This window comes from Dryocola mayonis, assembly GCF_051307045.1.
Taxonomy (GTDB): domain Bacteria; phylum Pseudomonadota; class Gammaproteobacteria; order Enterobacterales; family Enterobacteriaceae; genus Dryocola.
Map to the genome: position 1 here is coordinate 3,047,959 of NZ_CP150452.1, position 25,337 is coordinate 3,073,295.

Annotated in this window: 18 protein-coding genes, 1 tRNA gene and 4 pseudogenes; 13 read left to right on the top strand and 10 right to left on the bottom strand. The window is 51.8% G+C overall.

All coding sequences use genetic code 11. The features are described 5' to 3' along the window. Positions 1 to 117: 117 nt before the first annotated feature. The 3 genes from WLO32_RS14660 to WLO32_RS14670 form a co-directional block, all read right to left on the bottom strand. On the bottom strand, positions 118 to 501 hold the full coding sequence (locus tag WLO32_RS14660) for a hypothetical protein (protein WP_435945764.1): 384 nt from the start codon (positions 499 to 501) through the stop codon (positions 118 to 120). Between the two features lie 317 nt (positions 502 to 818). Continuing rightward, positions 819 to 1,577 (bottom strand): phospholipid-binding lipoprotein MlaA, encoded by a 759-nt coding sequence (mlaA, locus tag WLO32_RS14665; protein WP_435945765.1) that lies wholly within the window; start codon positions 1,575 to 1,577, stop codon positions 819 to 821. A gap of 121 nt (positions 1,578 to 1,698) precedes the next feature. After that, the gene (locus WLO32_RS14670) at positions 1,699 to 1,851 is read right to left on the bottom strand and encodes a TPR domain-containing protein (protein WP_435945766.1); all 153 of its coding nucleotides are present in this window, start codon (positions 1,849 to 1,851) and stop codon (positions 1,699 to 1,701) included. 189 nt (positions 1,852 to 2,040) lie between these two features. Between WLO32_RS14670 and WLO32_RS14675 the strand changes: the two genes are divergently transcribed. The 5 genes from WLO32_RS14675 to WLO32_RS14695 all read left to right on the top strand — a co-directional run bounded on the left by WLO32_RS14675 (position 2,041) and on the right by WLO32_RS14695 (position 7,552). Next, on the top strand, positions 2,041 to 2,973 hold the full coding sequence (locus tag WLO32_RS14675; RefSeq protein ID WP_435945767.1) for a formate/nitrite transporter family protein: 933 nt from the start codon (positions 2,041 to 2,043) through the stop codon (positions 2,971 to 2,973). 87 nt (positions 2,974 to 3,060) lie between these two features. Continuing rightward, a tRNA-Arg gene (locus WLO32_RS14680) sits at positions 3,061 to 3,135 on the top strand. Between the two features lie 1,109 nt (positions 3,136 to 4,244). Continuing rightward, positions 4,245 to 5,345: an acyltransferase family protein gene (locus tag WLO32_RS14685; RefSeq protein WP_435945768.1), complete on the top strand. Its 1,101-nt coding sequence runs from the start codon at positions 4,245 to 4,247 to the stop codon at positions 5,343 to 5,345. Between the two features lie 46 nt (positions 5,346 to 5,391). Next, positions 5,392 to 5,613 (top strand): hypothetical protein, encoded by a 222-nt coding sequence (locus WLO32_RS14690; RefSeq protein WP_435945769.1) that lies wholly within the window; start codon positions 5,392 to 5,394, stop codon positions 5,611 to 5,613. Between the two features lie 103 nt (positions 5,614 to 5,716). Further along, positions 5,717 to 7,552 (top strand): acyltransferase family protein, encoded by a 1,836-nt coding sequence (locus WLO32_RS14695; protein WP_435945770.1) that lies wholly within the window; start codon positions 5,717 to 5,719, stop codon positions 7,550 to 7,552. A 367-nt stretch (positions 7,553 to 7,919) separates the two neighbouring features. Here WLO32_RS14695 and WLO32_RS14700 read toward each other — a convergent pair whose 3' ends face one another. From WLO32_RS14700 to WLO32_RS14710, 3 genes and pseudogenes are all read right to left on the bottom strand, one after another. Then, a complete protein-coding gene (locus WLO32_RS14700) occupies positions 7,920 to 8,192 on the bottom strand; it encodes a hypothetical protein (protein ID WP_435945771.1) in 273 nt (90 codons plus the stop codon). Positions 8,193 to 8,338: 146 nt separating this feature from the next. Continuing rightward, positions 8,339 to 9,104, bottom strand: a pseudogene (locus WLO32_RS14705) (LamB/YcsF family protein). 61 nt (positions 9,105 to 9,165) lie between these two features. Continuing rightward, on the bottom strand, positions 9,166 to 10,665 hold the full coding sequence (locus tag WLO32_RS14710) for an MDR family MFS transporter (RefSeq protein WP_435945772.1): 1,500 nt from the start codon (positions 10,663 to 10,665) through the stop codon (positions 9,166 to 9,168). A 620-nt stretch (positions 10,666 to 11,285) separates the two neighbouring features. On the opposite strand from WLO32_RS14710, the gene ypdK reads away from it, so the two are divergent. Continuing rightward, positions 11,286 to 11,345, top strand: a complete 60-nt coding sequence (ypdK, locus tag WLO32_RS14715) for a membrane protein YpdK (RefSeq protein ID WP_435948309.1) — start codon at positions 11,286 to 11,288, stop codon at positions 11,343 to 11,345. Between the two features lie 53 nt (positions 11,346 to 11,398). On the opposite strand, the gene alaC is transcribed toward ypdK, so the two are convergent. Beyond that, positions 11,399 to 12,637, bottom strand: coding sequence for an alanine transaminase (alaC, locus tag WLO32_RS14720; protein WP_435945773.1), 1,239 nt, complete (start codon positions 12,635 to 12,637; stop codon positions 11,399 to 11,401). Between the two features lie 246 nt (positions 12,638 to 12,883). Here alaC and WLO32_RS14725 point away from each other — a divergent pair. The 3 genes and pseudogenes from WLO32_RS14725 to WLO32_RS14735 all read left to right on the top strand — a co-directional run bounded on the left by WLO32_RS14725 (position 12,884) and on the right by WLO32_RS14735 (position 16,724). Then, positions 12,884 to 14,126 (top strand): annotated as a pseudogene (locus tag WLO32_RS14725) (DUF1479 domain-containing protein). Between the two features lie 159 nt (positions 14,127 to 14,285). Beyond that, a pseudogene (locus WLO32_RS14730) lies at positions 14,286 to 15,996 on the top strand (LytS/YhcK type 5TM receptor domain-containing protein). Next, a complete protein-coding gene (locus tag WLO32_RS14735; protein ID WP_121266106.1) occupies positions 15,993 to 16,724 on the top strand; it encodes a LytR/AlgR family response regulator transcription factor in 732 nt (243 codons plus the stop codon). Before WLO32_RS14730 ends, WLO32_RS14735 begins: the two are co-directional and overlap by 4 nt. Before the next feature lie 39 nt (positions 16,725 to 16,763). On the opposite strand, the gene glk is transcribed toward WLO32_RS14735, so the two are convergent. Further along, positions 16,764 to 17,729 (bottom strand): glucokinase, encoded by a 966-nt coding sequence (gene glk, locus WLO32_RS14740; protein WP_435945774.1) that lies wholly within the window; start codon positions 17,727 to 17,729, stop codon positions 16,764 to 16,766. A 223-nt stretch (positions 17,730 to 17,952) separates the two neighbouring features. Between glk and WLO32_RS14745 the strand changes: the two genes are divergently transcribed. After that, on the top strand, positions 17,953 to 19,188 hold the full coding sequence (locus WLO32_RS14745; RefSeq protein ID WP_435945775.1) for an ion channel protein: 1,236 nt from the start codon (positions 17,953 to 17,955) through the stop codon (positions 19,186 to 19,188). On the opposite strand, the pseudogene WLO32_RS14750 reads toward WLO32_RS14745, so the two are convergent. Then, a pseudogene (locus WLO32_RS14750) lies at positions 19,185 to 20,844 on the bottom strand (alpha-keto acid decarboxylase family protein). The gene WLO32_RS14745 and the pseudogene WLO32_RS14750 overlap by 4 nt on opposite strands. A 180-nt stretch (positions 20,845 to 21,024) precedes the next feature. Between WLO32_RS14750 and mgrA the strand changes: the two are divergent. Both mgrA and WLO32_RS14760 read left to right on the top strand, forming a co-directional pair. Continuing rightward, positions 21,025 to 22,014, top strand: coding sequence for an L-glyceraldehyde 3-phosphate reductase (gene mgrA / locus WLO32_RS14755; protein WP_435945776.1), 990 nt, complete (start codon positions 21,025 to 21,027; stop codon positions 22,012 to 22,014). A gap of 152 nt (positions 22,015 to 22,166) precedes the next feature. Then, positions 22,167 to 22,481: a DUF2502 domain-containing protein gene (locus WLO32_RS14760; protein WP_435945777.1), complete on the top strand. Its 315-nt coding sequence runs from the start codon at positions 22,167 to 22,169 to the stop codon at positions 22,479 to 22,481. Between the two features lie 35 nt (positions 22,482 to 22,516). On the opposite strand, the gene WLO32_RS14765 is transcribed toward WLO32_RS14760, so the two are convergent. Further along, on the bottom strand, positions 22,517 to 23,755 hold the full coding sequence (locus tag WLO32_RS14765) for an Nramp family divalent metal transporter (RefSeq protein ID WP_435945778.1): 1,239 nt from the start codon (positions 23,753 to 23,755) through the stop codon (positions 22,517 to 22,519). Between the two features lie 355 nt (positions 23,756 to 24,110). Between WLO32_RS14765 and WLO32_RS14770 the strand changes: the two genes are divergently transcribed. After that, complete coding sequence (locus WLO32_RS14770) at positions 24,111 to 25,298, top strand: NupC/NupG family nucleoside CNT transporter (RefSeq protein WP_435945779.1); 1,188 nt, start codon at positions 24,111 to 24,113, stop codon at positions 25,296 to 25,298. The last annotated feature ends 39 nt before the right edge of the window (positions 25,299 to 25,337 follow it).

Sequence of the window (25,337 nt, forward strand, 5' to 3'; positions counted from 1 at the left end):
CTGTGTGGTCCGGGAAATAGACACCAGCCAGAAAGGCTATTACCACCAGTATGACTAACAGAATATAAAAGAAAACCTCATTCCATATATCAAGTAAAACTCTCTTTATTTGCTTATTCATTTTGTCCCTAATATCGCCTCTATGACTTTACGCACATCCTCTTCTTTACGGTAACGATAAAACCCTAAGTATGGTTTAAGATTTAAATACCTGGTCAGCTTCTCAAAAAAGAATTGAAAAATTTGAAGAATGGTTTCTTTGCGGGCAATCTGATTTTGAATGTTTTGCAATGCACGTAAATCTTCATGGTGTAATTGCATACAAATATTTTGGTACTTTTCAAAACTGCAAGAGGCATACCACGATAATCTTTCCAGGCCAGGATATAAATGCTTCAAGGTTGAGTAACCCTGGGCCGAAGCTGCTTTATAGCCTTCTTCTAAATATTTAGCCAGCCGTTTATCCGCTCTAAGCCGCTGGCTTAACTGAGACTCAATCATATAAATTACTTCCTGTAAATATAATATGAGAAAGAAGAGTATACGCACTTTGGCGAAGCGATTAAACTCTATATTTAAGCATCAGCGCCAGAACCATTCATCACTATTATAAATCACTCTTGATTATATAATTTTAAAATAACTTACCTCAGCTGGTAATTTAAAGGTCAGAATGAAAAACTGAGGATTTCCACCGGGCATTATTCCTGATTTAAAGGCGCAGCTTAATATCTATAAAATTAAAGCCCGTATTGTGAAAACAGGGGGGTGGCTGTAAAAAAGGCGAACCCAGGGTTCGCCTTTTTTATGCCCGTCGCTTACTGCGAGTCGATATCTTTCAGATCGTCCTGAATCAACGCCGCGTTCGGATTGGCCTGCGGAGAAAGCTTGCCGCCGTTGGCAATAAAATCATGACGCTGGAAGTAGGCTTCGCGCACCATAATATACGGATCGGAAGACTGTTTGAGCAGGCCGTCGGAGTCCAGCAGCTGGGCGCGGGTTTCAATGCCTTCAATCGTCCATTTGCCGACGGACATCGGCCAGGTCAGCCATGACAGAATCGGATAGAGCGTATCGGCATAGTCGCCGCCGTCTTCACGCAGCGTGAAGCTGCCGTAGAACGGCAGCTGCACATATGGGCCATAGCCGACGCCGTAATGGCCGAGCGTAGAGCCAAAGCGATGCGGCTCTTCACGCTGAAGCTTCTGGTTTGCCATGCCGGCCACGTCGATAAAACCGCCCATTCCGAGCAGGGAGTTCAGGAAGAAGCGGGTAAAGTGCACCATCCCCTGATATGGGTCGCCCTGAAGGAAATAGTTCACCATGACGGCGGGCTCTTCAAGGTTGCTGGTGAAGTTGCTTAACCCGTTACGCGCGGGCTGCGGCACATAATCACGCCAGGCCACGGCGACAGGACGAACAACATACGGATCCAACACGTTGAAGTTGAAGTTGTACATCGTGCGGTTGAACCCTTCAAACGGGTCCGAGCGTCCCTGTGGATCCTGGTCGCCGGAGCTGGCGCAGCCGGCTAGCAGCGTCGTGGCCAGAGCCAGCCCGGTCAGGCGAAAATTCATATGCGTCTCCCTGTTATTGTTTATCTACGCTCTGTTTGGTGATGTCCTGACCTGCCCTCGCCCGTTGCATACCTTGCGCGCATCGAAAACGCATACATTAGTGCAATCGGATTTCAGCAGATCACGCAAGACGCCCACCCAGAAGGGTGTCTTGCGGCTCGCCCGAGCGGGTCAATACTTCAGCATAGCCCAGCTTTACATCACCGTTAATGGGCGACAGTTTATATGCATGTGCAAAGGCTTGTGTAGCGGTTGTTGCGTTATTTAGCGCCATATCCCTTCGCCGGGCATCATCCAGCACGCAATACTATCAGGATCTTGCCGTCTACGGGTACGCAGGCCCGGCCCGGGGCGCGGCATCTGCAGCCAGACGGTCTTAGGGCGAATTTTCCCATAAGCCGGAACAAGCAGACAAAAGCCGCTACGCTTAACGGAATGATAAAAGAGTGGAGTATCCCGAAAAATGGATGAGTTAAAGGAAGAAAAAATCGATCGATCCAGCGACGAGCTGGAGGTGGAAAGCGAAGAAAACTCCAGCGGCAAGGACATTGACGTCGATGAGGAAAACCTGCCGTCCAAAGCGATGGCTATCCACGAGCATATTCGCCAGGACGGGGAAAAGGAGCTTGAACGCGACGCCATGGCGCTGCTGTGGTCGGCTGTTGCGGCGGGCCTGTCAATGGGCGCTTCGCTGCTGGCAAAAGGCGTGTTCCACATCAATCTGGAGGGCGTGCCGGGCGGCTTCCTGCTGGAAAACCTTGGCTATACCTTCGGTTTTATCATCGTCATTATGGCGCGCCAGCAGCTCTTTACCGAAAACACCGTCACGGCCGTTTTACCCGTCATGCAAAACCCCACCGGCAGCAACTTCCTGCTGTTATTACGGCTGTGGGGAATAGTGCTGCTCGGCAACCTGATTGGCACCGGCCTTGCAGCCCTGGCCTTTGAATACATGCCCATTTTTGATGAGCAAACCCGAGACGCCTTCGTCAAAATTGGTATGGAGGTGATGAAAAACACGCCGGGTGAAATGTTTGCCAACGCGATTATCTCCGGCTGGATCATCGCCACCATGGTGTGGATGTTCCCGGCGGCGGGCTCGGCTAAAATCCTGGTGATCGTCCTCATGACCTGGCTGGTTGCGCTTGGCGATTTAACCCATATCGTGGTCGGCTCCATCGAAATACTTTATCTGGTGTTTAACGGCACCATTCACTGGAGCGACTTCTTCTGGCCGTTCGCCCTGCCAACGCTTGCGGGCAATATCTGCGGCGGCACCTTCATCTTCGCGTTAATCAGCCATGCTCAGATCCGTAACGATATGAGCAACAAGAAGAAAGGCTATGCGAAAAACGGCAGGAAACGCGGCCGGAAAGCGCAGGAAGAAAAAGGATGATAAAGAGGCCTGAACTGGTTACGTTTCAGGCAATCAGTCCGCTCACCTCTTAACGTGGCACGAAAAGCGGGTATACTACGCCCGCTTGTCCTCTTAGTTAAATGGATATAACGAGCCCCTCCTAAGGGCTAGTTGCAGGTTCGATTCCTGCAGGGGACACCATTCTTTCTAAAGTTACCAGCCATCTTTCACGTGACTTAATTAACTGCATCAGCAGGCACATAGTCATTCCTCGGTACAGCGAATAATGAACAGTTTATGAAAAGCGGCAAGTTCCACGTCGTACCGATATCAGCTCAGGGGAATACTATCCTGAAATCGTTGCAGCCTTTTAAGGGTATGTATCGCTTTGTACTCGCCAGATAACATAAAAGCCATGACGTATCGGTAAGTGAGCATAGTACTGCTGGAGTTATCCGTTACATCTATGACGGCGGTCTGACAAATGAACATGGATTCCATCACCAGTTTCGTACCATGCTAAACAAGAAGCGCAAGAGTAGGACTACCGCAAAGGAATACACTTAGCTCCTGGCATACCCGCATAGCCGACATCTACGAGAAATGATTCGGTTGTGAACTGATTGTTTTGATACTCGAATATGGGCCCCTGCTGTTATCCGTTATGAACGCTCTGCTCATCAACTTTATGAACGTGATTGTGAGTCAAGAAACATTAACAATACCTCTACCTATTTTGTATTGCATAGCCTTAACGGTGGCAACATAACCAAAGGATGTCTCGCTAGCTTTACAATTTGATTCAAGCCTACGGAGTCAAAAATAGTCAGCGATCTCTCTAAGTAGTCAGCTGCAGTAAACAGGAAACCGCTATTCATTTTATGTAACCATACGCAGCAGGAAGCTGGTTTTTTTCGCGCTGATGCTTCTGTACTTACAAAAAATGACTGCCAGAACGATATCCATTTGCTTGCATAGCGATCAGAAGTGCTCCAATTTTTCCGGTTCTGTCACAAAACCGTTAGCAGCAACCATCCCCCCTTTCTTCTGAGCAATTTTTAGCGTATTAACAAAAGCCTCGTTGATTTGTAGCCTCGTACTATGGTGTCTATCATCCAACAAATACTGTATACATAATCAGCTCTCAGGATTAGTGGTCGATCAATTGCTGATCGGATTCATCCGAGATGGTAAACTTCGTCCCTATTAACTGTGTTTAGATAACTCAATGGTATATGATGAAAAATCAACCTGTCGTAAACGATAATAAGCTCAGATCTGTCGAGGGCGTTCGAGGCCTTGCGTGCTTAATGGTTTTATTATCACACTTATCATTGATCTTTTTTCCATATCTCCATGGTCAACGGCCAGAATTGATTAAATCATCATTTGATAAAACATTATTCACATACCCTTTAGGAATTTTTTATTCCGGTACGGCAGCTGTGTATATATTTTTTTGCTTGAGTGGGTTTATACTTACGTATGCGTGCGTTAACAAAGGAGAAACTTTGCGAAATGCAGCAAAAATGTTCTCCGCCAGATATATTCGTCTCGCCTATCCCACCTTTGTTTCAATTATGCTATGTTCATTAGTGCTAATTATATTCCATGGACATGCAGCAGGTTTACCCTGGATATCACAATGGGGCTCAACAACTGACTTAGGCTTATTCCACGTCATATACAATGCATTATTTTCATCCATACTACTGGGCGATGCAACATATAACTGGGTGGTGTGGACTATGCAAGTGGAGTTATTTGGCTCGTTTTTAATTTTCTTCTCAGCCCCAGTTATCCATACGCTTAAATCAAGGGTAATCATATATATTGTATTAGCTTTTCTTTTTGGCATAAACGCGCCAAATAAAATAGGATTCGGTTACTCCGCCTTTTTATTAGGTGCATCATTGTATTATATGCCTGATATAAAAAACAAAATTGTTGTTAGTATTCTATTACTAATCGGCATTTATTTGGGAGGATATCACTATAAACAACATGCGTATACAATGCTAGGTCATCTTGAAACTGGAATTTTAAGAGCTAATAAAATTGATGGTTACTATTTATATACTTTACTTTCAGGATACCTATTGGTTATGACATGCGTCAAATCACGAATACTTCACATCGTCACTACTAATAATTTTTCTGTCTGGCTAGGCAAAGTATCATTTTCTGCTTATTTATTGCAAATGCCAGTGTTCTTCTTGATTTCACCAGTATTTATGTATGTAAACTCTATTTCAGGGATAAATTATACATCTGCAGCATTTATAGCAGCCTTACTTTGCTTAATATCTTTATATACTGCATCATGGTTTTTTCAACGTTATATTGATGCAAAAAGTGTTGCCTTATCTAAAAAAGCAATACCGCTGCTAAATTATTCACGTGAAAATTAAAGTATAAAGTGAATAAATTTTATTTTAGAATGGAGTTAAACAAGCAATGGATAAAAAAATAATACTTGATTCTGGTATGCTTCTGCTAGCGGAAATCAAAGTTATCATAAAAAAAATCCAGTTATATACTGTTGTTAATGGCAATAGTTACAGATATGAAGCATTAATAAAACTGATTCAATTGTACGTCAGAATGTTTAAAGTGAAGCATGCTGATACTGACACAAGAAAATTTTATTTAGAAAATGAACATTATGTTCCTAAATAAAAAATTTCAAACCGAAAAACAATGTTCTGGTATCGCATTGTCAATTATAGTAATTTTATGATGCTAGAATTCTATAACTTCTGAGGTGTAAGAGAGTTTGTTAATGAAGGAATTTAGAAAAGATATACAAGGGCTCAGGGCGCTAGCTGTAATGTCAGTTGTGCTCTACCATTTTAATAATGGTTATCTTTCTGGCGGATTTGCTGGGGTTGATGTTTTTTTTGTCATCTCCGGCTTCCTGATGACAAGCATCATTATCAAAGGTGCAATGGCTAATAATTTCAGCATCCTTAAATTTTACATTTCCAGAGCTAAGCGAATTGCTCCATCATTATGTATAGTAGTCCTTGCATTATTAATTTTTGGATACCTATTTATTGAACCACTTACCTATAAAGAGATCGGTGGGCACTCATACTCATCCTTATTATTCTACTCAAATTATATTTATTTTGGTGAGTCTGGTTATTTTGATCAATCTTCTAAAGAGAAATTTTTACTACACACTTGGTCATTATCAGTAGAATGGCAATTTTACATTTTATACCCTATAATGATACTTGCAGCATACAGATACTTACCTGTACGTTTCTTCAGACTTTCTATAGCATCCTTATTTATAATTTCATTTATTTTTTCTGCTATTATCACAAAGTCAAATCCTGACTACTCTTATTTCATGATAACGACAAGAGCCTGGGAGATGCTATTAGGCGGACTGGTTTGTTTGTATCCTCTTTCATTAGGAGCTAAACCACGTAAAGCAATAGAGGTTATAGGTATAATTCTTGTAATTGCTTCTTTTTTTATATTCAATGACATAACTATGTGGCCGGGACTGGCGGCAACTATCCCTACATTTGGCGCGGCCCTTATTATTTCTTCTAATACTAAAAAAAGCCTGCTATCAAATGGCGCCCTCCAATTCATTGGGAAAATATCATATTCATTATACTTAGTCCACTGGGTCGTACTTGTCGCTTTTAAGAAGATGTATATTCCTGAATCCTTTCCTATTTACTTCTTAAGTATTTTCGCGATTTCTATATCGCTTTATTATTTCGTTGAACGCCGTCGGAATTTTGGATATGCAAGTTTAGCTATTTATGTACTGACTGTTTATATTTCGCACATTGTTTCACTTAATGGAATAAACTCCCGCCTTGATGATGCGAAGGAATTTATGGTTGACGCCAAGACATACAGAGCCCAAAACGAGGGTCATGATGGCCTTGCCAATAGTCCAAAACCACTATATTTTAATTCTGATGAAAAGAATTTTGAATACATTTTAATTGGAAGCAGTCATGCACGGCATTTCTATCATTATATATCAACAGCAGGTAAGAAAGTTGTTTCTTTGGCTTTAGATGGTTGTGATTCAACCAGTAATTACTTTTCTCGCTCGAGTACTGACAGCTGTTTGAAACGCTATCAACTGACTATTGATTTTATTAATGCTCATCCTGGAAAAAAAATCATATGGGCAACAGTGTGGAATGAACCAAAAAACAAAAGAGATGCATCATTTGATGATTCAGAAATAAATATAAATGCCAAATGGAACTTAGAAATAAGTTCCTTTATAAAGGACATAGTTAACTCAAAGTCAACTTTATATCTTATTGGCGACACGCCTGGTTCAAAAAAATTGATGTTCGAGTGTCTGGCGAAAAATTCATTGCCTATAAACCGTTTGCTTAACTCTGCAAATTGTGACACATCAGAACCTAAAGAAAATAAAGCTATCAATCCAACATTAGAATCAATAGCTAAGAAATACTCTAAGGTTTATTTTATAGATCCCCGAGAGGCGTTATGTTACGGAAACTCATGCAATGTTATAATAAATGGAAAGCCTGTTTATACTGATTATGGTCATTTATCAAAGACAGGATCAACATTAGTCGGAGAGTATATATTCTCTAAAATGCACTAACTCAACCAGGCCGCGAAAGCGGCCTATGACATTGTACAATTAACTGTCAAGGTGATTTCTGCCTTAATTATGCAATTACTCCCCCTGTAATTGTCTTGACATCCGCAGACTATCAATCTGGTTGCACGAAAAAAAGCTCCTTGTTTCGTTCCGATAAATAAATTTATGAATGAAACAAAAGGCATATTTAAAATTAATTAACCATATCAAACAATTGTTAATTGGAAATAGTTATTTGCAGGGGACACCATTCATACCTTCGCCCCCTCTTATCAAACCCAGGCTACGCAAGCCTTCTGGCCCGCCATTTCCAGCAAGCTGAAACAGATGCGATGCGGCTCAGCGGGCTTTAATAACTTCAGCTTTATTAATGATGATCGTCGTACTGGTGTTCAATAATCATGCCTTCCGCTACGCTTGCCGCATGACGTGCCCGTGGATGATAAACGGCAGCCGGCGCCGGAGCGACATACACTGTCTGCGGCGCAGCTGAGACGATATTTATGGCCTGCGGAACCGAAACTGAACTCGGAACCACGGCAATTTTGTAGCCGCTGGGCACATCAACGGTAATATTTTGTGCGATAGCGGAAGAACTAATAAACACCAGCACGGCTGAAAGAAGAAGAGATTTTTTCACGGAGCCCTCCCGGCGTCACGCCAGGCTTTTAGAGAAGGATTTTGACCCGGCGATAATTGCTGATTACCGCTGTCCGGTGGCGACAAGGCCAGTGCCCCGCATGATATATATCGCCGCAGGCTAATAATTAGCTTTGAATGCTTTGCTCAGAACGCAAAACTCCTGATCAAAACGCCCCGCTCTTCGAGCAGCGTGCGCAGTTGTCGTGCCATGGCAACAGCGCCGGGACTGTCGCCGTGGACGCAAATGGACTCCGCCTGGATCGGCGTAAATTCACCCTCGATAGATTTCACTCCGCCGTCGGTAATCAGCTGCAGCATGCGCTCCGCGACCTGCTGCGCATCGTGCAGCACGGAGCCGGCTTCCCGGCGGGACACCAGCGTACCGTCAGCGTGATAGGCCCGGTCGGCGAAGGCTTCGGCAATGGTTTTCAGCCCCCTGCGCCGCGCAAGCGCCAGCAACGGCGAACCCGCAAGCCCCACCAGCGGCAGCTGCGCATCAACCGCCAGAATGCCGTCGATAACAGCCGTTGCCTGGCGTTCATTATGGGCAATGGTGTTATAGAGCGCGCCGTGAGGTTTCACATAGCGCACCTGGGTACCCGCCGCGCGGGCCCAGCCCCTGCAGCGCGCCAATCTGGTAAATCACATCGGCGGTCAGCTCATCGCTGGCGATATCCATATTACGGCGGCCAAAGCCCACCAGATCCGGGTAGGCGACATGCGCGCCGATGGTCACGCCCTGAGCCTTTGCCGCGCGCAGGGTTTGCAGAATGCCCGCCGGGGAACCGGCGTGAAACCCGCAGGCCACGTTGGCGCTGCTGACCAGCTGCAGGATGGCGGCGTCGTCGCCCATGGTCCATTGCCCGAAGCTTTCGCCCAAATCGCTATTCAGATCGATCGTTTTTAACATCTGTTCTTCCTCAGACTATCCCTTCTACAGCGGCCAGAAATACCCCCCCCGGCGCGGGCTGCTATTTACGCAGCGGCACATCTTTCATCAGCAGCGACAGCAGGAAGGCGAAGATAACGACGCCCGCCGATATGATGTACACCGAGTGAAGCGCCGAACCAAAAGCCTGCAGATAATCGTCGCGCAGCGCCGCGGGCAGCTCGTGCACCGCATTTGCGCTCAGGTGTTGCGGCAGCTGAACGTCCGGCGGGATCAGCGCGATAAGTTTATTCTGCAGCACGTTGGTAAAAATAGCGCCGAAGGCCGCCACGCCGATAGAGCCGCCAATCTGGCGGAACAGGGTCGCGCTTGAGGTCGCCACGCCAATCAGCTTTTGTTCCACGCTGTTTTGCACCGCCAGCACCAGCACCTGCATCACCATGCCGAGGCCAAACCCCAGCAGCGCGATATAAAGATAAAGCATGTGGATTGGGGTAGCGATTTTTAACGTGCCCAGCAGCAGCATAGCGATAAACGTCAGCAGCGTACCCATTATCGGGAAGATACGGTAGCGGCCAATTTTGCTGATGATGCGCCCGCTGATAATAGAGGTGAGCATCAGCCCGCCCATCAGCGGCAGCAGCTGCATCCCGGCCTGCGACGGCGTGGAGAATTTGACGACCTGCAGATACAGCGGCAGGAAGGTCATGGAGCCAAACAGCGACATGCCGATAATAAAACCAATCAGGCAGCTCAGTAAAAAGGTGCGATCGCGAAACAGGCCCAAAGGAATAATGGGTTCGATGGCCAGCCGCTCTTCATAAATAAATCCGCCGAGCGTGACGACGAAGAAAGCAAAAATGCACCATAGCTGCGGATCGGACCAGGCCATTACCGTACCGCCCTGGCTGGTGAAAAGAATCAGGCAGGTTAACGAGATGGCGAGATATCCCGCGCCCAGAAAGTCGATTTGATGACGAATGCGCGCCGTCTGGGGTTTGAGCACCGCGCCGATAACCAGCAGGGCAAAAATCCCCAAAGGCAGGTTGATGTAAAATATCCAGCGCCAGGAAAAATGCTCGACCAAAAACCCGCCGATCAGCGGGCCGACCACAGTCGCCAGCCCGAATACGCCGCCGAACAGGCCCTGATATTTTCCGCGTTCGGCAGGAGGAATAACGTCGCCTACAGCCGCCATGGTCACCACCATCAGCCCGCCGCCGCCAAGCCCCTGCAGGGCCCGCATCAAAATAAGCTGCGTCATATTTTGCGCGATGCCCGAAAGCACCGAACCAATCAAAAAGAGCACAATCGCCGTTTGCAGGACAATTTTGCGCCCCAGCAGATCGCCGAATTTTCCATACAGCGGCACCACTATCGTGGAAGCCAGCAGATAGGAAGTGACGACCCAGGAGAGTTTTTCCAGCCCGCCAAGCTCCCCAACGATAGTGGGCAGCGCGGTGGAAACGATGGTTTGATCGAGCGCGGCCAGCAGCATTACCAGCATAAGCGCGGAAAACAGCAGGCGAACCGAGGTCGTCTGCGTTGAAGATTCAGTCTGCGAAGTCGATGTTGTCGTCATAGGCCCGTTGGCTTTATTAGCGGAGAAATTAATACATCAGAAATATTTTCATCTGGACAAGAATTTTGGCACAAAAGCTCCGTTACGGCTGTTGCAGAACTCTGAAACTGAGCCCTGCGAACGGTAAATATTCTCCTTGTTCCTTTGATGAATAACGCTCGGCGCCTGCCCTTTCACCAGATGCCAGCCGTCGCAATTTCACCCCACCGGCAGCGTTCCGCATTTTGCTTTGAAATAATCATTTTTTTATCCTGTTATATGCGCCGCTTTAGGGTTGGCCAGAATGCATATTCTCCACATTGCCGCCCCCTTCCTTAACCAAAAAGTGCTGCGTAACCAATTAATTATTAATCTAATTTTCATTAAAGCTGCTTTTCACAAATTACCGAAAAGAATGATAACCGTCACATTTTGGCGACACTTGTTTTCCTTCGGGATTTGAGAGTACATTAGCGCCGTCCGGTCGATGGTTCGGCCATGGAATACAATGTGAAGCGGCCTGTGGAAGGATGAAGTTAATCCCAAATTTTCCAGCCGGCGGTTTCACTTTTCTATACTGCGTTATCTGGCGATCAAAGTGCGTTAACACGTACGGAGCATGTGAAGTGAAATATTTTCTGATGGGTATCTCGGTCATTCTGGTGGTGTGGGTCGGTACTTTTGTGATGATGGTTGAATAACATCACGCGCAGCAGATGATAAAAAACAGGAGCCCGGGGCTCCTGTTTTCGTTTTACTCGTTTACCTCGACGGAAGATTTAGAGCCGCTACTCAACAGCCCATCGGCTCTGAACATCGCCTTAATACCCCGCACCGCCTGACGGATGCGATCGCGATTTTCAATCAGCGCGAAGCGCACATGGGTATCGCCATAGTCGCCGAATCCTATTCCCGGCGAGACGCAGACTTTTGCGTCCTGCAGCAGTTTTTTAGCAAACTCCAGCGAGCCCATCGCCGCATACTGCTCGGGGATTTTCGCCCAGACGTACATGGAGGCTTTCGGGCAGTCCACCATCCAGCCCGCTTCATGCAGGCCTTTAACCAGCACATCGCGGCGGCGCTTGTACTGCGCGGCGATATCCAGCACGCATTGCTGATCCCCTTCCAGCGCGGCGATGGCCGCCACCTGCAGCGGGGTGAAGGTGCCGTAGTCGTGATAGCTTTTAATACGCGCCAGCGCGCTTACCAGCTCCTGGTTGCCCACCATAAAACCAATGCGCCAGCCCGCCATGTTGTAGCTTTTCGACAGGGTGAAGAACTCTACCGCCACGTCGCGAGCGCCCGGCACCTGCATAATCGATGGGGCTTTCCAGCCGTCGTAGACGATATCGGCGTAGGCCAGGTCGTGGATCACCAGCACGTCATAACGCTTCGCCAGCGCCACCACCTTCTCAAAAAACGCCAGCTCTACGCACTGCGCCGTCGGGTTCGACGGGAAGCCGAGGATCATCATTTTCGGTTTTGGATAGCTTTCGCGAATGGCGCGTTCCAGCTCGTTGAAGAAGTCCACGCCTTCCACCAGCGGCACGGAGCGCACCTGGGCGCCGGCGATCACCGCGCCATAAATATGGATCGGATAGCTTGGATTGGGCACCAGCACCGTATCGCCGTGATCGAGCGTTGCCAGCATCAGGTGCGCCAGCCCCTCTTTGGAGCCGATGGTCACGATCGCCTCGCTTTCCGGATCGATATCCACTTCGTAACGATCTTTGTACCAGCGTGAAATAGCGCGGCGTAAGCGCGGAATGCCGCGGGAGGTGGAGTAGCCGTGCGTATCGTCGCGCTGCGCCACGGTACAGAGTTTTTCCACGATATGCGGCGGGGTTGGGCCATCCGGATTGCCCATACTGAAGTCGATAATGTCTTCGCCGCGGCGACGCGCCGCCATTTTCAGCTCGGCGGTAATGTTAAACACATAGGGCGGGAGACGATCGATACGCGAAAAACGGCGTGCAGGACTGGTGTCAGCCATAGATTCCTCAGATTACGTAAGCGCCCGGACCGTCCGAGCGACGCTGCCACCTTGTGGTGGCCTGAATAGAAAATAGCCCGAATAAAAATCGTCTGTCGAGAGGGCGAGCAAAATATTTTTCTGCCCGCATAAAACATGAACTTTCATTTGAAAGTAATCCCTATTTCATTTAAGCAAAGAGGCTTATATTAACCCAGCGATAACAAACCAATAACCTCTTTCCTTACCACGAAGTGGAGTCCTCGCATGAACCTGCACATTGATGATTTGCCACAAGCTATTCGCGAGATAAAACAACGCCTGCGCCGGGAGCTTCCCCGGTATAAAGAAGTCTTCGCAGAGCTGGAAAATGACATGAAGCGCCAGATCGAAGCGATCCGCTCGGAAAGAGATCGCGGCGAAAATCCCGTTCCGCAGATCCACGCGGACGATATCATTCATCACCGCGTCAGCGAGCAGCAAAAGGCGCTAATCCGCCAGCGCGGATGCTGCACTATAAAAGGCGTGTTCCCACAGGCGCAGGCACAGGCATGGAACGAAGAGATCGGCGATTATCTGGAAAAAAACGACTTCGTTGAGAAGCTAAAGAACGCCGCGGAGGATAACTATTTCGGCACCCTTGCCGCCAGCAAACCGCAGATTTACGGTATTTACTGGTCCAGGCCGCAGGTTGAGGCTCGCCAGCACGAGCGTATGAAGGCGGTTCAGGTGTTTCTTAATAACCTTTGGGAAACGCACGGCGCCGGCAGGCAGCATTTTGATGCCGACCGCGTGGTGAGCTATGCCGACCGTACCCGCCGTCGCCCGCCCCGCTCCACCTCTTTAGGCCTTTCTCCCCACGTGGACGGCGGCTCGGTAGAGCGCTGGCTGGATGAGAATTTCCGGCACGTTTATCGCCATGTCTTTTCCGGCGAATGGCAGAAGTACAACCCCTTTGCCGCAGAAGGCCCGCACGGAGGTCCGCGAGTTTCCTTCCCCGGCGGTTTGCTCCATGTTCCGCACCTTCCAGGGCTGGACGGCGCTTAGCCCGCAGCGTAAGCACGGCGGTACGCTAAACCTGCTGCCTGTCGCCAACGCTATGGCCTATATTCTGCTGCGTGCGCTGCAGGACGATGTGCCGGAAGAGTCTCTTTGCGAGGCCAAACCCGGGCGCGCGCTTTCCATTAACGAACAATGGCATCCCCTTTTATTAACGGGGATTTCCTCAATTCCCGATATGGAAGCGGGCGACACGGTGTTCTGGCACTGCGATGTGATTCACGCGGTGGAAAACGAGCATCTGGGCGAGTTCGACAGCAACGTGATGTATATCGCCGCCGCGCCCTGGTGTGAGAAGAACGCCGCCTACCTGCAGCGCCAGTGGCCGGCGTTTGTCGAAGGCAGGTCTCCGCCTGACTTTGCGGCCGATGATTTTGAGGTGGATTTTGTCGGCCGCGCCACGCCGGAAGATTTGACCGCCGCCGGGCTGGAGCAGCTGGGCGGCAGATAAGCTAAAATCCAGGATGGACAGGCGGCGCTGTCCATCCCTTATTCGCAGCGGGCGGCGCTTTGCTTACCCGCCCACCAAAATCCCGTCGGCCGCTTTTCTGGCAACCCCGCCGGAATTTCCTTATCATTACCCCTCTCCCCTCAGGCATGCGAGTAACCCGTGCACGAAATTTTTACTATGCTGCTGGCGGTATTCGACCGGGCGGCGTTGATGCTTATTTGTCTGTTTTTCCTGATTCGCATCCGCCTGTTCCGCGAGCTGCTGCATAAAAACGCCCATACGCCCAAAGAGCTGCTGGCCGTTACCGCCATTTTCTCCATGTTCGCCCTCTTCAGCACCTGGTCCGGCGTCCACGTTGAAGGCTCACTGGTTAACGTGCGTATTATCGCCGTGATGGCGGGCGGTATTTTGTTTGGCCCGTGGGTGGGAATCATTACCGGCGTGATTGCCGGCACGCACCGCTATCTGATTGATATCGGCGGCATCACCGCCGTTCCCTGTTTTATCACCAGCATTGCGGCCGGTTTTATCTCGGGCTGGATCAACCGCAAAATTCCCAAAGAGCAGCACTGGCGCGTGGGGATTATGGGCGGCATGCTGTGTGAAACCATGACCATGATCCTGGTGGTGCTGTGGGCTCCCTCCATCACGTTGGGCTGGGATATCGTATCGAAAATCGGTATTCCGATGATTCTTGGCACCGTCTCCATCGGCTTTATCGTGCTGCTGGTGCAAAGCGTGGAGGGCGAAAAAGAGGCAAGCGCGGCGCGTCAGGCGAAGCTTGCGCTGGATATCGCCAACAAAACCCTGCCCTTATTCCGTAACGTGAACAGCGAATCCCTGCGTCAGGTGTGCGACATTATTCGCCAGGATATCAACGCCGACGCGGTAGCCATTACCAATATCGATAAGGTGCTGGCCTACGTTGGGGTTGGTGAAAAAAACTATAAGCAGAACGATATCGGCATCAGCCCGCGAACCCAGCAGGCGCTGCGCGACGGTAAAATCATTATCCGCAACGACGACGAGGCGTACCGCACGCCGGAAATCCACTCGCTAATCATCATTCCGCTGTGGGAAAAGGGCGTGGTAACCGGCACGCTGAAAATCTACTATCGCCACGCGCACCAGATTACCTCAACGCTGCAGGAGATGGCGGTCGGGCTGTCGCAGATTATCTCCACGCAGCTGGAGGTTTCCCGCGCCGAACAGCTTCGCGAAATGGCCAATAAGGCCGAGCTGCGGGCGCTGCAAAGCAAGATTAACCCCCACTTTTTGTTTAACGCCTTAAACGCCATTTCGTCGTCGATTCGCCTTAATCCGGACACCGCCCGGCAGCTGATTTTCAACCTGTCGCGCTACCTGCGATACAACATCGAGCTAAATGACGACGAGCAGATTGATATCAAAAAAGAGCTTTATCAGATAAAGGATTATATCGCCATCGAGCAGGGCCCGCTTCGGCGATAAGCTGACGGTGATTTATCAGATTGATGAAGAGGTGAACTGCCTGATCCCAAGCCTGCTTATCCAGCCGCTGGTAGAAAATGCCATAGTGCACGGCATTCAGCCCTGCAAAGGCAAGGGCGTCGTCACCATCAGCGTGGAGGAAAGCGGCAACCGGGTGCGCATTGCGGTAAGGGACACCGGCAACGGCATCGATCGGCAGGTTATTGAGCGCGTCGAGGCCAACGAGATGCCGGGCAATAAAATTGGCCTGCTGAACGTGCATCACCGGGTGAAGCTCCTCTATGGCGAAGGTTTGCACATCCGCCGCCTGGAGCCTGGCACCGAGATCGCGTTTTACGTGCCTCACGCGGTGAAGGCCGTACCGCCGGGCCTGCTGGCGTCGGAAGGAGAAAGAGCATGAAGGTCATCATTGTAGAAGATGAGGTGCTGGCCCAGCAGGAGCTGAACTGGCTGATTAAAGAGCACTCGCAGATGGATATCGTCGCCACCTTTGATGACGGCATGGACGTGCTGAAATATCTGCAGCACCACGAAGTGGACGCCATTTTTCTGGATATCAATATCCCTTCCCTGGACGGCGTGCTGCTGGCGCAGAACATCAGCAAATTCGCCCATAAGCCGTTTATCGTTTTTATCACCGCCTGGAAAGAGCACGCGGTTGAGGCCTTTGAGCTGGAAGCGTTCGACTACATTTTAAAACCCTATCAGGAGTCGCGCATTATCGGCATGCTGCAAAAGCTGGAGGCAGCTTGGCAGCAGCAAAGCGCGCCCCATGCCACGGGTCAAAGCAGCCGCGAAAACGTCACCATTAATCTGGTGAAGGATGAGCGCATCATAGTGACGGATATCAACGATATTTATTACGCCGAAGCGCACGAAAAAATGACGTTTGTCTACACGCGGCGCGAAGCTTACGTGATGCCGATGAACATTACGGAATTTTGCAGCCGCCTGCCGGAAAGCCATTTCTTCCGCTGCCACCGTTCTTACTGCGTGAACCTGAGCAAAATCCGCGAGATCGAGCCGTGGTTTAACAACACCTATATTTTACGCCTGCGGGATTTAGATTTTCAGGTACCGGTCAGCCGCAGCAAAGTCAAAGAGTTTCGCCAGCTGATGCGGCTGTAGAAGCGTGAAAACGGGCGCAGGCGTCTGCGCCCGACAGGTTTACAGAATTTGCCCCAGCGTCTGACGCAGATGCGCCCCCGCTCCCAGCAGGCCCGGCTGCTCGTGGGTAATCAGATAAACCGGGATGTCTTTGACGTAATCTTTAAAACGCCCTTTATCTTCGAAGCCGCCGCGGAAACCGGAGGCTTTAAAGAATTCCAAAAAGCGCGGCACGATGCCGCCGGCGATATAAACGCCACCAAAACAGCCGAGCGTTAACGCCAGGTTGCCGCCGAAGCGCCCCATAATCACGCAAAACAGCGAAAGCGCGCGACGGCAGTCGGTGCAGCTGTCTTCCAGCGCCCGCTCCGTGATGTCTTTTGGCTCGTAACGCTCAGGCTCGCGGCCGTCTGATTTGACAATCGCGCGGTAGAGATTGACCAGCCCCGGGCCTGACAGCACGCGCTCTGCGGAAACGTGACCGATTTCACCGCGCAGCTCTTCGAGAATAATGCCCTCTTCTTCGCTGTTTGGGGCGAAATCAACGTGGCCGCCTTCGCCCGGCAGGCTCACCCAACGTTTATCTACGTGAACAAGATGCGCCACGCCCAGCCCCGTACCCGCGCCATACACGGCTACCGGTTTGCCCGCCACCGGCTCGCCGCCGCCGAACTTCATCAGATGCTCTTCTTTGATCATCGGAATGGCCATGGAAACGGCGGTAAAATCGTTAATAATTTCCAGATGTTCGAAGCCGAGATTCTTTTGCATCGCGGCTATCGAGAACTGCCAGGTATGGTTGGTCATTGCCACCCAGTCCCCGGTTATCGGGCAGGCAATAGCGATGCAGCCATCCGTCACGGTTGCGTTGTGCTCTTTGAGATAATGCACCACCACCGCTTCAAGGCTCGGGAAATCGAGGCCGGAATAGGTTTTTGCCCGGGTGATATCACCATTTTCAACGTTACACAGTGCAAGACGCGCGTTGGTGCCGCCAACATCCCCCACCAAAGCATATTTGGTCATTCTTCAACTGCTCCGCTAAAGTCAGAATAAGTTCTGGCAACACTGTAAAAAAAGCCCGCCAAAACAACAACGCCCTTGCTATAAATGCCCCGCAATTATAGAGGTATATCACAGATTAGCTTGACCGTTTCAGCCTCTTTTACACAACGGGTTCGACGGCCGTGCGACAGGTGGTAAAAAAGGGGCGAGTCTTGCGCTTAACTATTCAGATTAAGGAACTCTCATGCTTCATCCGCGAGCCAGAACCATGCTGGTTCTTTCGCTTCCAGCTTTAGTTATCGGCATCTTTTCCAGCCTGATATTGATTGCGCTGATGAAAGCCGCAGCCGTTTTACAAAACTGCCTGTGGGTAAGCCTGCCCGCACGCTTTGGCCTGGACCTGAACTCTCCCGGCTGGATACTGCTGATGCTTACGCTTACGGGCATCGCCGTGGGGCTGGTGATTCGCTATATGCCAGGCCACGCGGGGCCCGATCCGGCAACGGAGCCGTTAATCGGCGCCCCCGTACCGGTGACGGCGCTGCCGGGGCTGGTCCTCGCCCTGATTATTGGTCTGGCAGGCGGCGTTAGCTTGGGGCCCGAGCATCCTGTTATGGCGGTGAATATCGCGCTGGCCGTCGCCGTCGGCGCGCGCCTTTTCCCGCGCGTGGGGGCGCTGGACTGGACGATACTTGCCGCAGCCGGGACGATCGGCGCGCTGTTCGGCACCCCCGTCGCGGCCGCGCTTATTTTCTCCCAGACGCTCAGCGGCAATAGCGACGTGCCGCTGTGGGACAGACTGTTTGCGCCGCTTATGGCGGCCGCCGCAGGCGCGCTAACCACCGACCTGTTCTTCCATCCCAATTTCGCGCTGCCGGTCGCGCCTTACCCCGAGCTACGCCTGGTGGATATTTTCAGCGGGGCGGTAGTAACGGCCATCGCCATCGCGCTTGGTATGATTGCCGTATGGTGCTTACCGCGTGCGCACCGCCTGATGCACAGGCTCAGGCATCCGGTGCTGATCCTTAGCGCAGGCGGTTTTGCGCTTGGCCTGCTGGGCATTATCGGCGGGGAAGTGACGCTGTTTAAAGGGCTCGATGAGATGCGGCGGCTTGCGCTTTCTGAGGATAATACGGTCACCGCGCTGCTGATGTTCGCGGTGGTGAAACTCGCGGCGCTGGTTGTCGCCTCCGCCAGCGGATTTCGCGGCGGACGTATTTTCCCGGTGGTCTTCGTGGGGGTTGCGCTGGGAATGATGCTGCACCAGCACGTGGAGGCCGTTCCGGCGGCTATCACCCTGTCGTGCGCCATCCTCGGCATGGTGCTGGTGGTCACGCGTGACGGCTGGCTGAGCCTGTTTATGGCGATGGCCGTGGTGCCGGATATCAAGCTGCTGCCGCTATTGTGCATCGTCATGCTTCCGGCCTGGCTGCTGCTGGCGGGCAAGCCGGTGATGATGGTGGACAGAAGCGGGCGCTAGCTTTCGTCCGCATTGCTTCTGGCGAGCGACGCGGTAACCGCCTGGAGCAGTTCAGGAATATCCTGCCTGGGCAGAACGACTTCGATAAGCGTAAGGCGTTGTGCTTTTGCCGCTTTTTGCAGCACCTCTTTAAGCTGCACCGTCTCCGTCACGCGCCAGCACTGCGCCTGGCAATCCAGGTGCAGGGCCTGCGGCAATTGCGTCCAGTTCCACGGGGCGATGTCGTTATAGCGCTGCTCCGCGCCGTGAATCGCCCTTTCCACCGTGTAGCCTTCGTTATTGAGCAGCAAAATCACCGGCTTTTGCTCGTCGCGCTGCATCGATCCCAGCTCCTGGACGGTGAGCTGGGCGGAACCATCGCCGATCAGCAGCACCACGCGACGGCGAGGACAGGCGGTCTGCGCGCCAAAGGCGGCGGGTAAGGTGTAGCCGATCGATCCCCACAGCGGCTGGGCGATAAAAGTCGTGCCCGCAGGCAGCGTCAGCGTCGCCGCGCCGAATGCCGCGGTGCCCTGATCGGCCAGCACGATATCGCCCGGCTGCAGGAAATCCTGTACAGCCTGCCAGAGCGCATGCTGATCCAGTATTCCGCTTTCGCACACGGGCAGCGCCGGGGGTTTTTGCCGGCAAACAGGCCAGTGAGAAACCTGACGTTTGCAAAGCTGATGCAGCACCTCAACGGCCTCGGACATCGGCAGGCCGCTGAACCAGCGGTCGCCCACCCGCGTCGCGTCCGGCTGTACGTCTATCGTTTGCCGGTTCGTGAGCCGCTGGCTAAAGCCTGCGGTGATGGTATCGGTAAATTTTACCCCGACGCAGACCACCAGCTCGGCGCCTTCAATGGCCGTTTTAATGCCCTCTTCGCTCGCCGCGCCGCTGTAGGTGCCGATAAATCCCTGCAGCCCTTCATCAAACAGCCCTTTTCCCATCAGCAAGGTCGCATGCGGCAGCGGCGTGTCGTCCATCCACTGCTGCAGCGCCTTTTGCTGCGCGTAACGCAGCGCAAGGAAGTCAGCAAGCAGGGCTACGCTGCGGCTTTCGGAAAGTTTTGCCTGCGCTGCTTTGCGAAAATCATCCAGCACTGCGGTTTCGGCAGGCCGGGCGTTAAGATCTAAAGGATTGGCGGGTTTTGTCGCCGGTGTCTGAGCAACGTTAGCCGGCAGGAGCAAATAGCCGGGGCGGCTTTTGCTGAGCGCTTCCCGCAGCACGCGATCTATTTCATAACACGCATTTTCTGGCGTGAGCGCGCCCTGGGCTGCGGTGACCTCTTTTGCCATGCGCGCGAAGTGCTGAAAATCCCCATCGCCCAGCGTGTGGTGCATCAGCTCGCCGCGCTGCTGGGCCGCCAGGCAGGGCGCGCCGACGATGTGAATGACCGGCAGGTATTCCGCGTAGCTGCCCGCGATGCCGTTGATTGCGCTGAGCTCGCCCACGCCGAAGGTCGTCAGCAAAGCGGCCCGCGCCGTTACAGCGGGCATAACCGTCTGCGGCATAGGCCGCGTTAAGCTCGTTGGCGCAGCCGACCCAGGCAAGCTGCGGATGCGCAATGACGTTATCCAGAAACCGTAGGTTGTAATCGCCCGGCACGCCAAAGAGGTGGGCAATCCCACATTCGTTAAGACGGTCAAGGAGATAGTCCGCAACACAGTAGCGCATAGCATGTTCCTTTTAGCAGGGCCTGCTGTGAGTATTGAATATCTGCGATCGGTGTCGAGGATATACGCCGATCGGGCCCTGGAAAGAATGTTTTACAGCAAAAGGAGCCGTCGTCTGATGGTCACAGGCGTTGTGTAAACGTATACACTAAGTTGCGAATTCACTGACAAGGGTAATAAAATGGTCTATCAGGCAAATCCTTCCCGTTATGAATCAATGGAGTATCGCCGTTGCGGCCACAGCGGACTCAGGCTTCCTGCCGTTTCGCTTGGGCTGTGGCATAACTTCGGCGATACCACGCTGCTCGACAATAGCCGCCAGCTGCTGCGCCGCGCTTTCGACGTGGGCATCACCCACCTGGATCTGGCAAACAACTATGGTCCGCCTCCGGGATCCGCAGAAGAGAACTTCGGGCGAATCCTGCGTGAAGATTTTTTGCCGTATCGCGATGAGCTGATTATCTCGTCCAAAGCGGGCTATACGATGTGGGATGGCCCTTATGGCGACTGGGGCTCACGCAAATACCTGATAGCAAGCCTGAACCAGAGCCTGAAGCGGATGGGGCTTGAGTACGTGGATATCTTCTATCACCATCGTCCCGATCCGGAAACGCCGCTTGAAGAGACGATGCGCGCGCTTGATCACGTGGTCCGCCAGGGCAAGGCTTTGTACGTAGGGCTTTCGAACTATCCTGCGGAGCTCGCGCGACAGGCGATTGATATTCTTAACGATCTTGGCACGCCTTGCCTGATTCACCAGCCGAAGTACTCCATGTTCGAACGCTGGGTCGAAGGCGGTCTGCTGGACGTGCTGCAGGAAAAAGGCGTCGGCAGCATCGCCTTCTCTCCTCTGGCCGGCGGGCAGCTTACCGACCGTTATCTTAACGGTATTCCTGCGGACTCCCGGGCGGCAAGCGGCAGCCGCTTCCTCAATCCCGATCAGTTAACCGAAGAGAAGCTGGCGAAGGTGCGCAAGCTTAACGCGCTTGCCGAACGCCGCGGGCAGAAGCTTTCGCAGATGGCGCTGGCCTGGGTGCTTCGCGACGACAAAGTGACTTCGGTGCTGATTGGCGCAAGCAAAATCAGCCAGATAGATGATGCGGTCGGCATGCTGGCGAACCGTCACTTCAGCGCTGCCGAGCAGGCGGAAATAGAAGCTATTCTAGTGTAATCGTTTAACCTGGACGCCGCGCTAAACGGCGTTTTTAGCAAAAAGTGCTCTCGCCGGCGGTTTAAGAGTTATGCTGATGAAACACTTGTTTACCACCCCTTAATATTACGTTAACAGGCCGCCACGCGGCTACCGTGGGTTAAGGAGAGAGTATGTTCAGGTCACTGATTCTTGCGATTGCATTACTGGCGTCAGTCCCGCTGGTGGCGAATGCGGGCGAAATCACCCTGTTGCCGTCGGTGAAGCTAAATATTGGCGATCGGGATTATCGCGGTAACTACTGGGACGGACGCGACTGGCGCGACCGTGGCTACTGGCATCGAAATTATGAATGGCGTGACCGTGGCTGGCACCGTCATCGCGGCTGGGACCGGGGGCGCAGCAGCTACGAAAGAGGCTATCGCGCAGGCTGGAACGACCGTGACGATCATCGTGGCCGCGGTCGCGGAAACGGTCATCACCACTAAGTGAACATCAACCTCTCCCACCGGGAGAGGTTTTTTTATAGCCCTAACGCGGTGCCGATAATTAGCCACAGATTCAGCGCCACCACCAGCACCACAATCGCCCAGCCGAGTTGCTTAACCAGTCTGGTATTCACCAGCTCGCCCATCAGGTTTTTATCGCTGGTAAAAATCAGCAGCGGCACCAGCGCCAGCGCGATGCCGAAGCTGAGCAGCACCTGACTCATGACCAGAATACGCGTCGGATCAAGCCCCATCAGAATCACAATGAACGACGGCGCCATAGTAACGGAGCGGCGCACCCACAGCGGAATGTAGAACCGGACAAAGCCCTGCATCACCACCTGTCCCGCAAGCGTACCCACAACGGTCGATGACAGCCCTGCGGCGACCAGGCTCAGGCCGAATATCGTTGCCGCCGCATGGCTGAGCAGGGGTTCGAGCGTCAAATATGCCTGGTCCAGATCGGCCACGCCGGTATGTCCGGAGAAGTGAAACGCCGCGGCGGCGGTCGCCATCATCGCCAGGTTCACAAAGCCGGCGATGGTCATGGCGATAGCCACGTCCCATTTGGTGGCGGAATAACGCTCCGCGCGATTGCCGTCGTGCATATGCTGGGTCAGCGACGAGTGCAGGTAAATAACGTGCGGCATGATGGTCGCGCCAAGCACCCCGGCGGCGAGGAAGACCGCCTCGCTGGTTGGCAGGGTTGGCAGCAGCATCCCCTTGCCCAGCTCGACGAAATCAGGCTGCGAGAAAATCAGTTCAACAATGTAGGCGGCGGCCACGAACAGCAAAAGCCCGCCGATCGCTTTCTCCAGCGGCTTTTGTCCGCGGCGCTGCAGCATCAGGATCAGGAAGGTGGCGATACCGGTCAGCACCGCGCCCTGCAGCAGGGAAACGCCCAGAATCAGCTTAAAGCCGATGGCCGCGCCGATAAATTCCGCCAGATCCGTCGCCATCGCAATGATTTCCGCCTGTATCCAGTACAGCCAGACAACCGGACGCGGATAATGGTCGCGTATATGTTCGGCAAGATTTTTGCCCGTTGCGATGCCAAGCTTCGCGGACAGCACCTGAATCAGCATCGCCATCAGGTTCGCCCAGACCACCACCCACAGCAGCCCGTAGCCGAAGCTGGCCCCGGCCTGGATATTGGTGGCGAAGTTACCCGGGTCGATGTAGCCAATGGCGGCGATAAACGCCGGCCCCATTAACGCCAGTCGCAGCCTGCGCGCAGTCCGACCACTGCTGTTATCAACACGACTGTTAGTCATCATCTGCCTCTGAGATATAGCCTTTGCTATGTTTCATGCTAACAAAATGAGAATGATTATCAAGATCGTTTAAACAGCTTATCTGGATTTCTCTGATAGATGAAAGCAATGGCGGGAAGGTGTGTTCCTGCGCACTCGTTAAAGAAACGGGCAATAACAAGCAGGCTTGTTATGAATTGTGTGCGCTGACGCAACCTTTAGCTTCTTTACTTAACATAGCAGAAATGTATGGTTGATCACTAATTTTGCTATCCGTCACATGTCATCACTATAGTGTGCGATTGCTCTCGTTTTCTTATTGCTTGTTTCATAGAATGTGCAACGAAATTAAACCTGCCTCATATTTGGAGCAAATATGTCCCGCGTTCTGCACTTTGTTTTAGCGCTTGCAGTGGTTGCGCTGCTTGCTTTGCTGGTGAGTCCTAACCGCAAGCAAATTCGTATTCGCTTTGTGATCCAATTATTAGTGATTGAAATATTGCTTGCCTGGTTCTTCCTGAACTCAGAGATTGGCCTCGGCTTCGTACGTGGTTTCTCTGAAATGTTCGAGAAACTGCTGGCGTTTGCAAATGAAGGGACAAACTTTGTATTCGGTAAGATGAATGACGAAGGTCTGGCCTTCTTCTTCCTGAAAGTTCTCTGCCCTATCGTCTTTATCTCCGCCCTGATCGGGATTTTGCAGCACATTCGCGTGCTGCCGATCGTTATCCGCTTTATCGGTACTTTGCTGTCTAAAGTAAACGGTATGGGTAAGCTGGAATCCTTTAACGCAGTAAGCTCGCTGATCCTGGGACAGTCAGAAAACTTTATCGCCTATAAGGATATCCTCGGCAAGATGTCGCGCAACCGCATGTACACCATGTCGGCAACCGCCATGTCTACCGTTTCCATGTCGATTGTTGGCGCGTACATGACCATGCTTGATCCTAAGTACGTTGTGGCGGCGCTGGTACTGAACATGTTCAGCACCTTTATCGTCCTGTCTTTGATTAACCCGTACCGCGTGGACGAGAGCGAAGAAAATCTGCAAATGTCCAATCTGCACGAAGGTCAGAGCTTCTTTGAAATGCTGGGTGAATACATTCTGGCAGGCTTTAAGGTGGCGATTATCGTTGCGGCGATGCTGATTGGTTTCATCGCGTTAATTTCCGCGCTGAACGCCCTGTTCGCCGCGGTGTTCGGTATCTCCTTCCAGGGCATTCTGGGCTACATCTTCTATCCGATTGCCTGGGTTATGGGCGTGCCGGCGCATGAAGCGCTGCAGGTCGGCAGCATTATGGCAACCAAGCTGGTGTCTAACGAATTCGTTGCGATGATGGACCTGCAGAAACTGGCCAGCAGCATGTCTCCGCGCGCTGAAGGCATCCTGTCCGTGTTCCTGGTATCCTTTGCTAACTTCTCTTCTATCGGGATTATCGCCGGTGCGATTAAAGGCCTGAACGAAGAGCAGGGCAACGTGGTTTCACGCTTCGGCCTGAAGCTGGTTTACGGTTCTACGCTTGTGAGCATTCTGTCTGCTTCTATTGCAGCGCTGTTCCTGTAATCCCCCTGACGTAAAAACCGGGGCCTGCGCCCCGGTTTT

Excerpts from the sequence above, each read along its gene's own strand:
- alaC (WP_435945773.1), bottom strand. The coding sequence starts at position 12,637 with ATGGCTGACACCAGTCCTGCACGCCGTTTTTCGCGTATCGATCGTCTC.
- WLO32_RS14760 (WP_435945777.1), top strand. The coding sequence starts at position 22,167 with ATGTTCAGGTCACTGATTCTTGCGATTGCATTACTGGCGTCAGTCCCG.
- WLO32_RS14770 (WP_435945779.1), top strand. The coding sequence starts at position 24,111 with ATGTCCCGCGTTCTGCACTTTGTTTTAGCGCTTGCAGTGGTTGCGCTG.
- glk (WP_435945774.1), bottom strand. The coding sequence starts at position 17,729 with ATGACCAAATATGCTTTGGTGGGGGATGTTGGCGGCACCAACGCGCGT.
- WLO32_RS14685 (WP_435945768.1), top strand. The coding sequence starts at position 4,245 with ATGGTTTTATTATCACACTTATCATTGATCTTTTTTCCATATCTCCAT.
- WLO32_RS14735 (WP_121266106.1), top strand. The coding sequence starts at position 15,993 with ATGAAGGTCATCATTGTAGAAGATGAGGTGCTGGCCCAGCAGGAGCTG.
- mlaA (WP_435945765.1), bottom strand. The coding sequence starts at position 1,577 with ATGAATTTTCGCCTGACCGGGCTGGCTCTGGCCACGACGCTGCTAGCC.
- WLO32_RS14675 (WP_435945767.1), top strand. The coding sequence starts at position 2,041 with ATGGATGAGTTAAAGGAAGAAAAAATCGATCGATCCAGCGACGAGCTG.
- WLO32_RS14695 (WP_435945770.1), top strand. The coding sequence starts at position 5,717 with ATGAAGGAATTTAGAAAAGATATACAAGGGCTCAGGGCGCTAGCTGTA.
- WLO32_RS14745 (WP_435945775.1), top strand. The coding sequence starts at position 17,953 with ATGCTTCATCCGCGAGCCAGAACCATGCTGGTTCTTTCGCTTCCAGCT.
- WLO32_RS14690 (WP_435945769.1), top strand. The coding sequence starts at position 5,392 with ATGGATAAAAAAATAATACTTGATTCTGGTATGCTTCTGCTAGCGGAA.
- WLO32_RS14670 (WP_435945766.1), bottom strand. The coding sequence starts at position 1,851 with ATGGCGCTAAATAACGCAACAACCGCTACACAAGCCTTTGCACATGCA.
- WLO32_RS14765 (WP_435945778.1), bottom strand. The coding sequence starts at position 23,755 with ATGACTAACAGTCGTGTTGATAACAGCAGTGGTCGGACTGCGCGCAGG.
- WLO32_RS14660 (WP_435945764.1), bottom strand. The coding sequence starts at position 501 with ATGATTGAGTCTCAGTTAAGCCAGCGGCTTAGAGCGGATAAACGGCTG.
- mgrA (WP_435945776.1), top strand. The coding sequence starts at position 21,025 with ATGGTCTATCAGGCAAATCCTTCCCGTTATGAATCAATGGAGTATCGC.
- WLO32_RS14710 (WP_435945772.1), bottom strand. The coding sequence starts at position 10,665 with ATGACGACAACATCGACTTCGCAGACTGAATCTTCAACGCAGACGACC.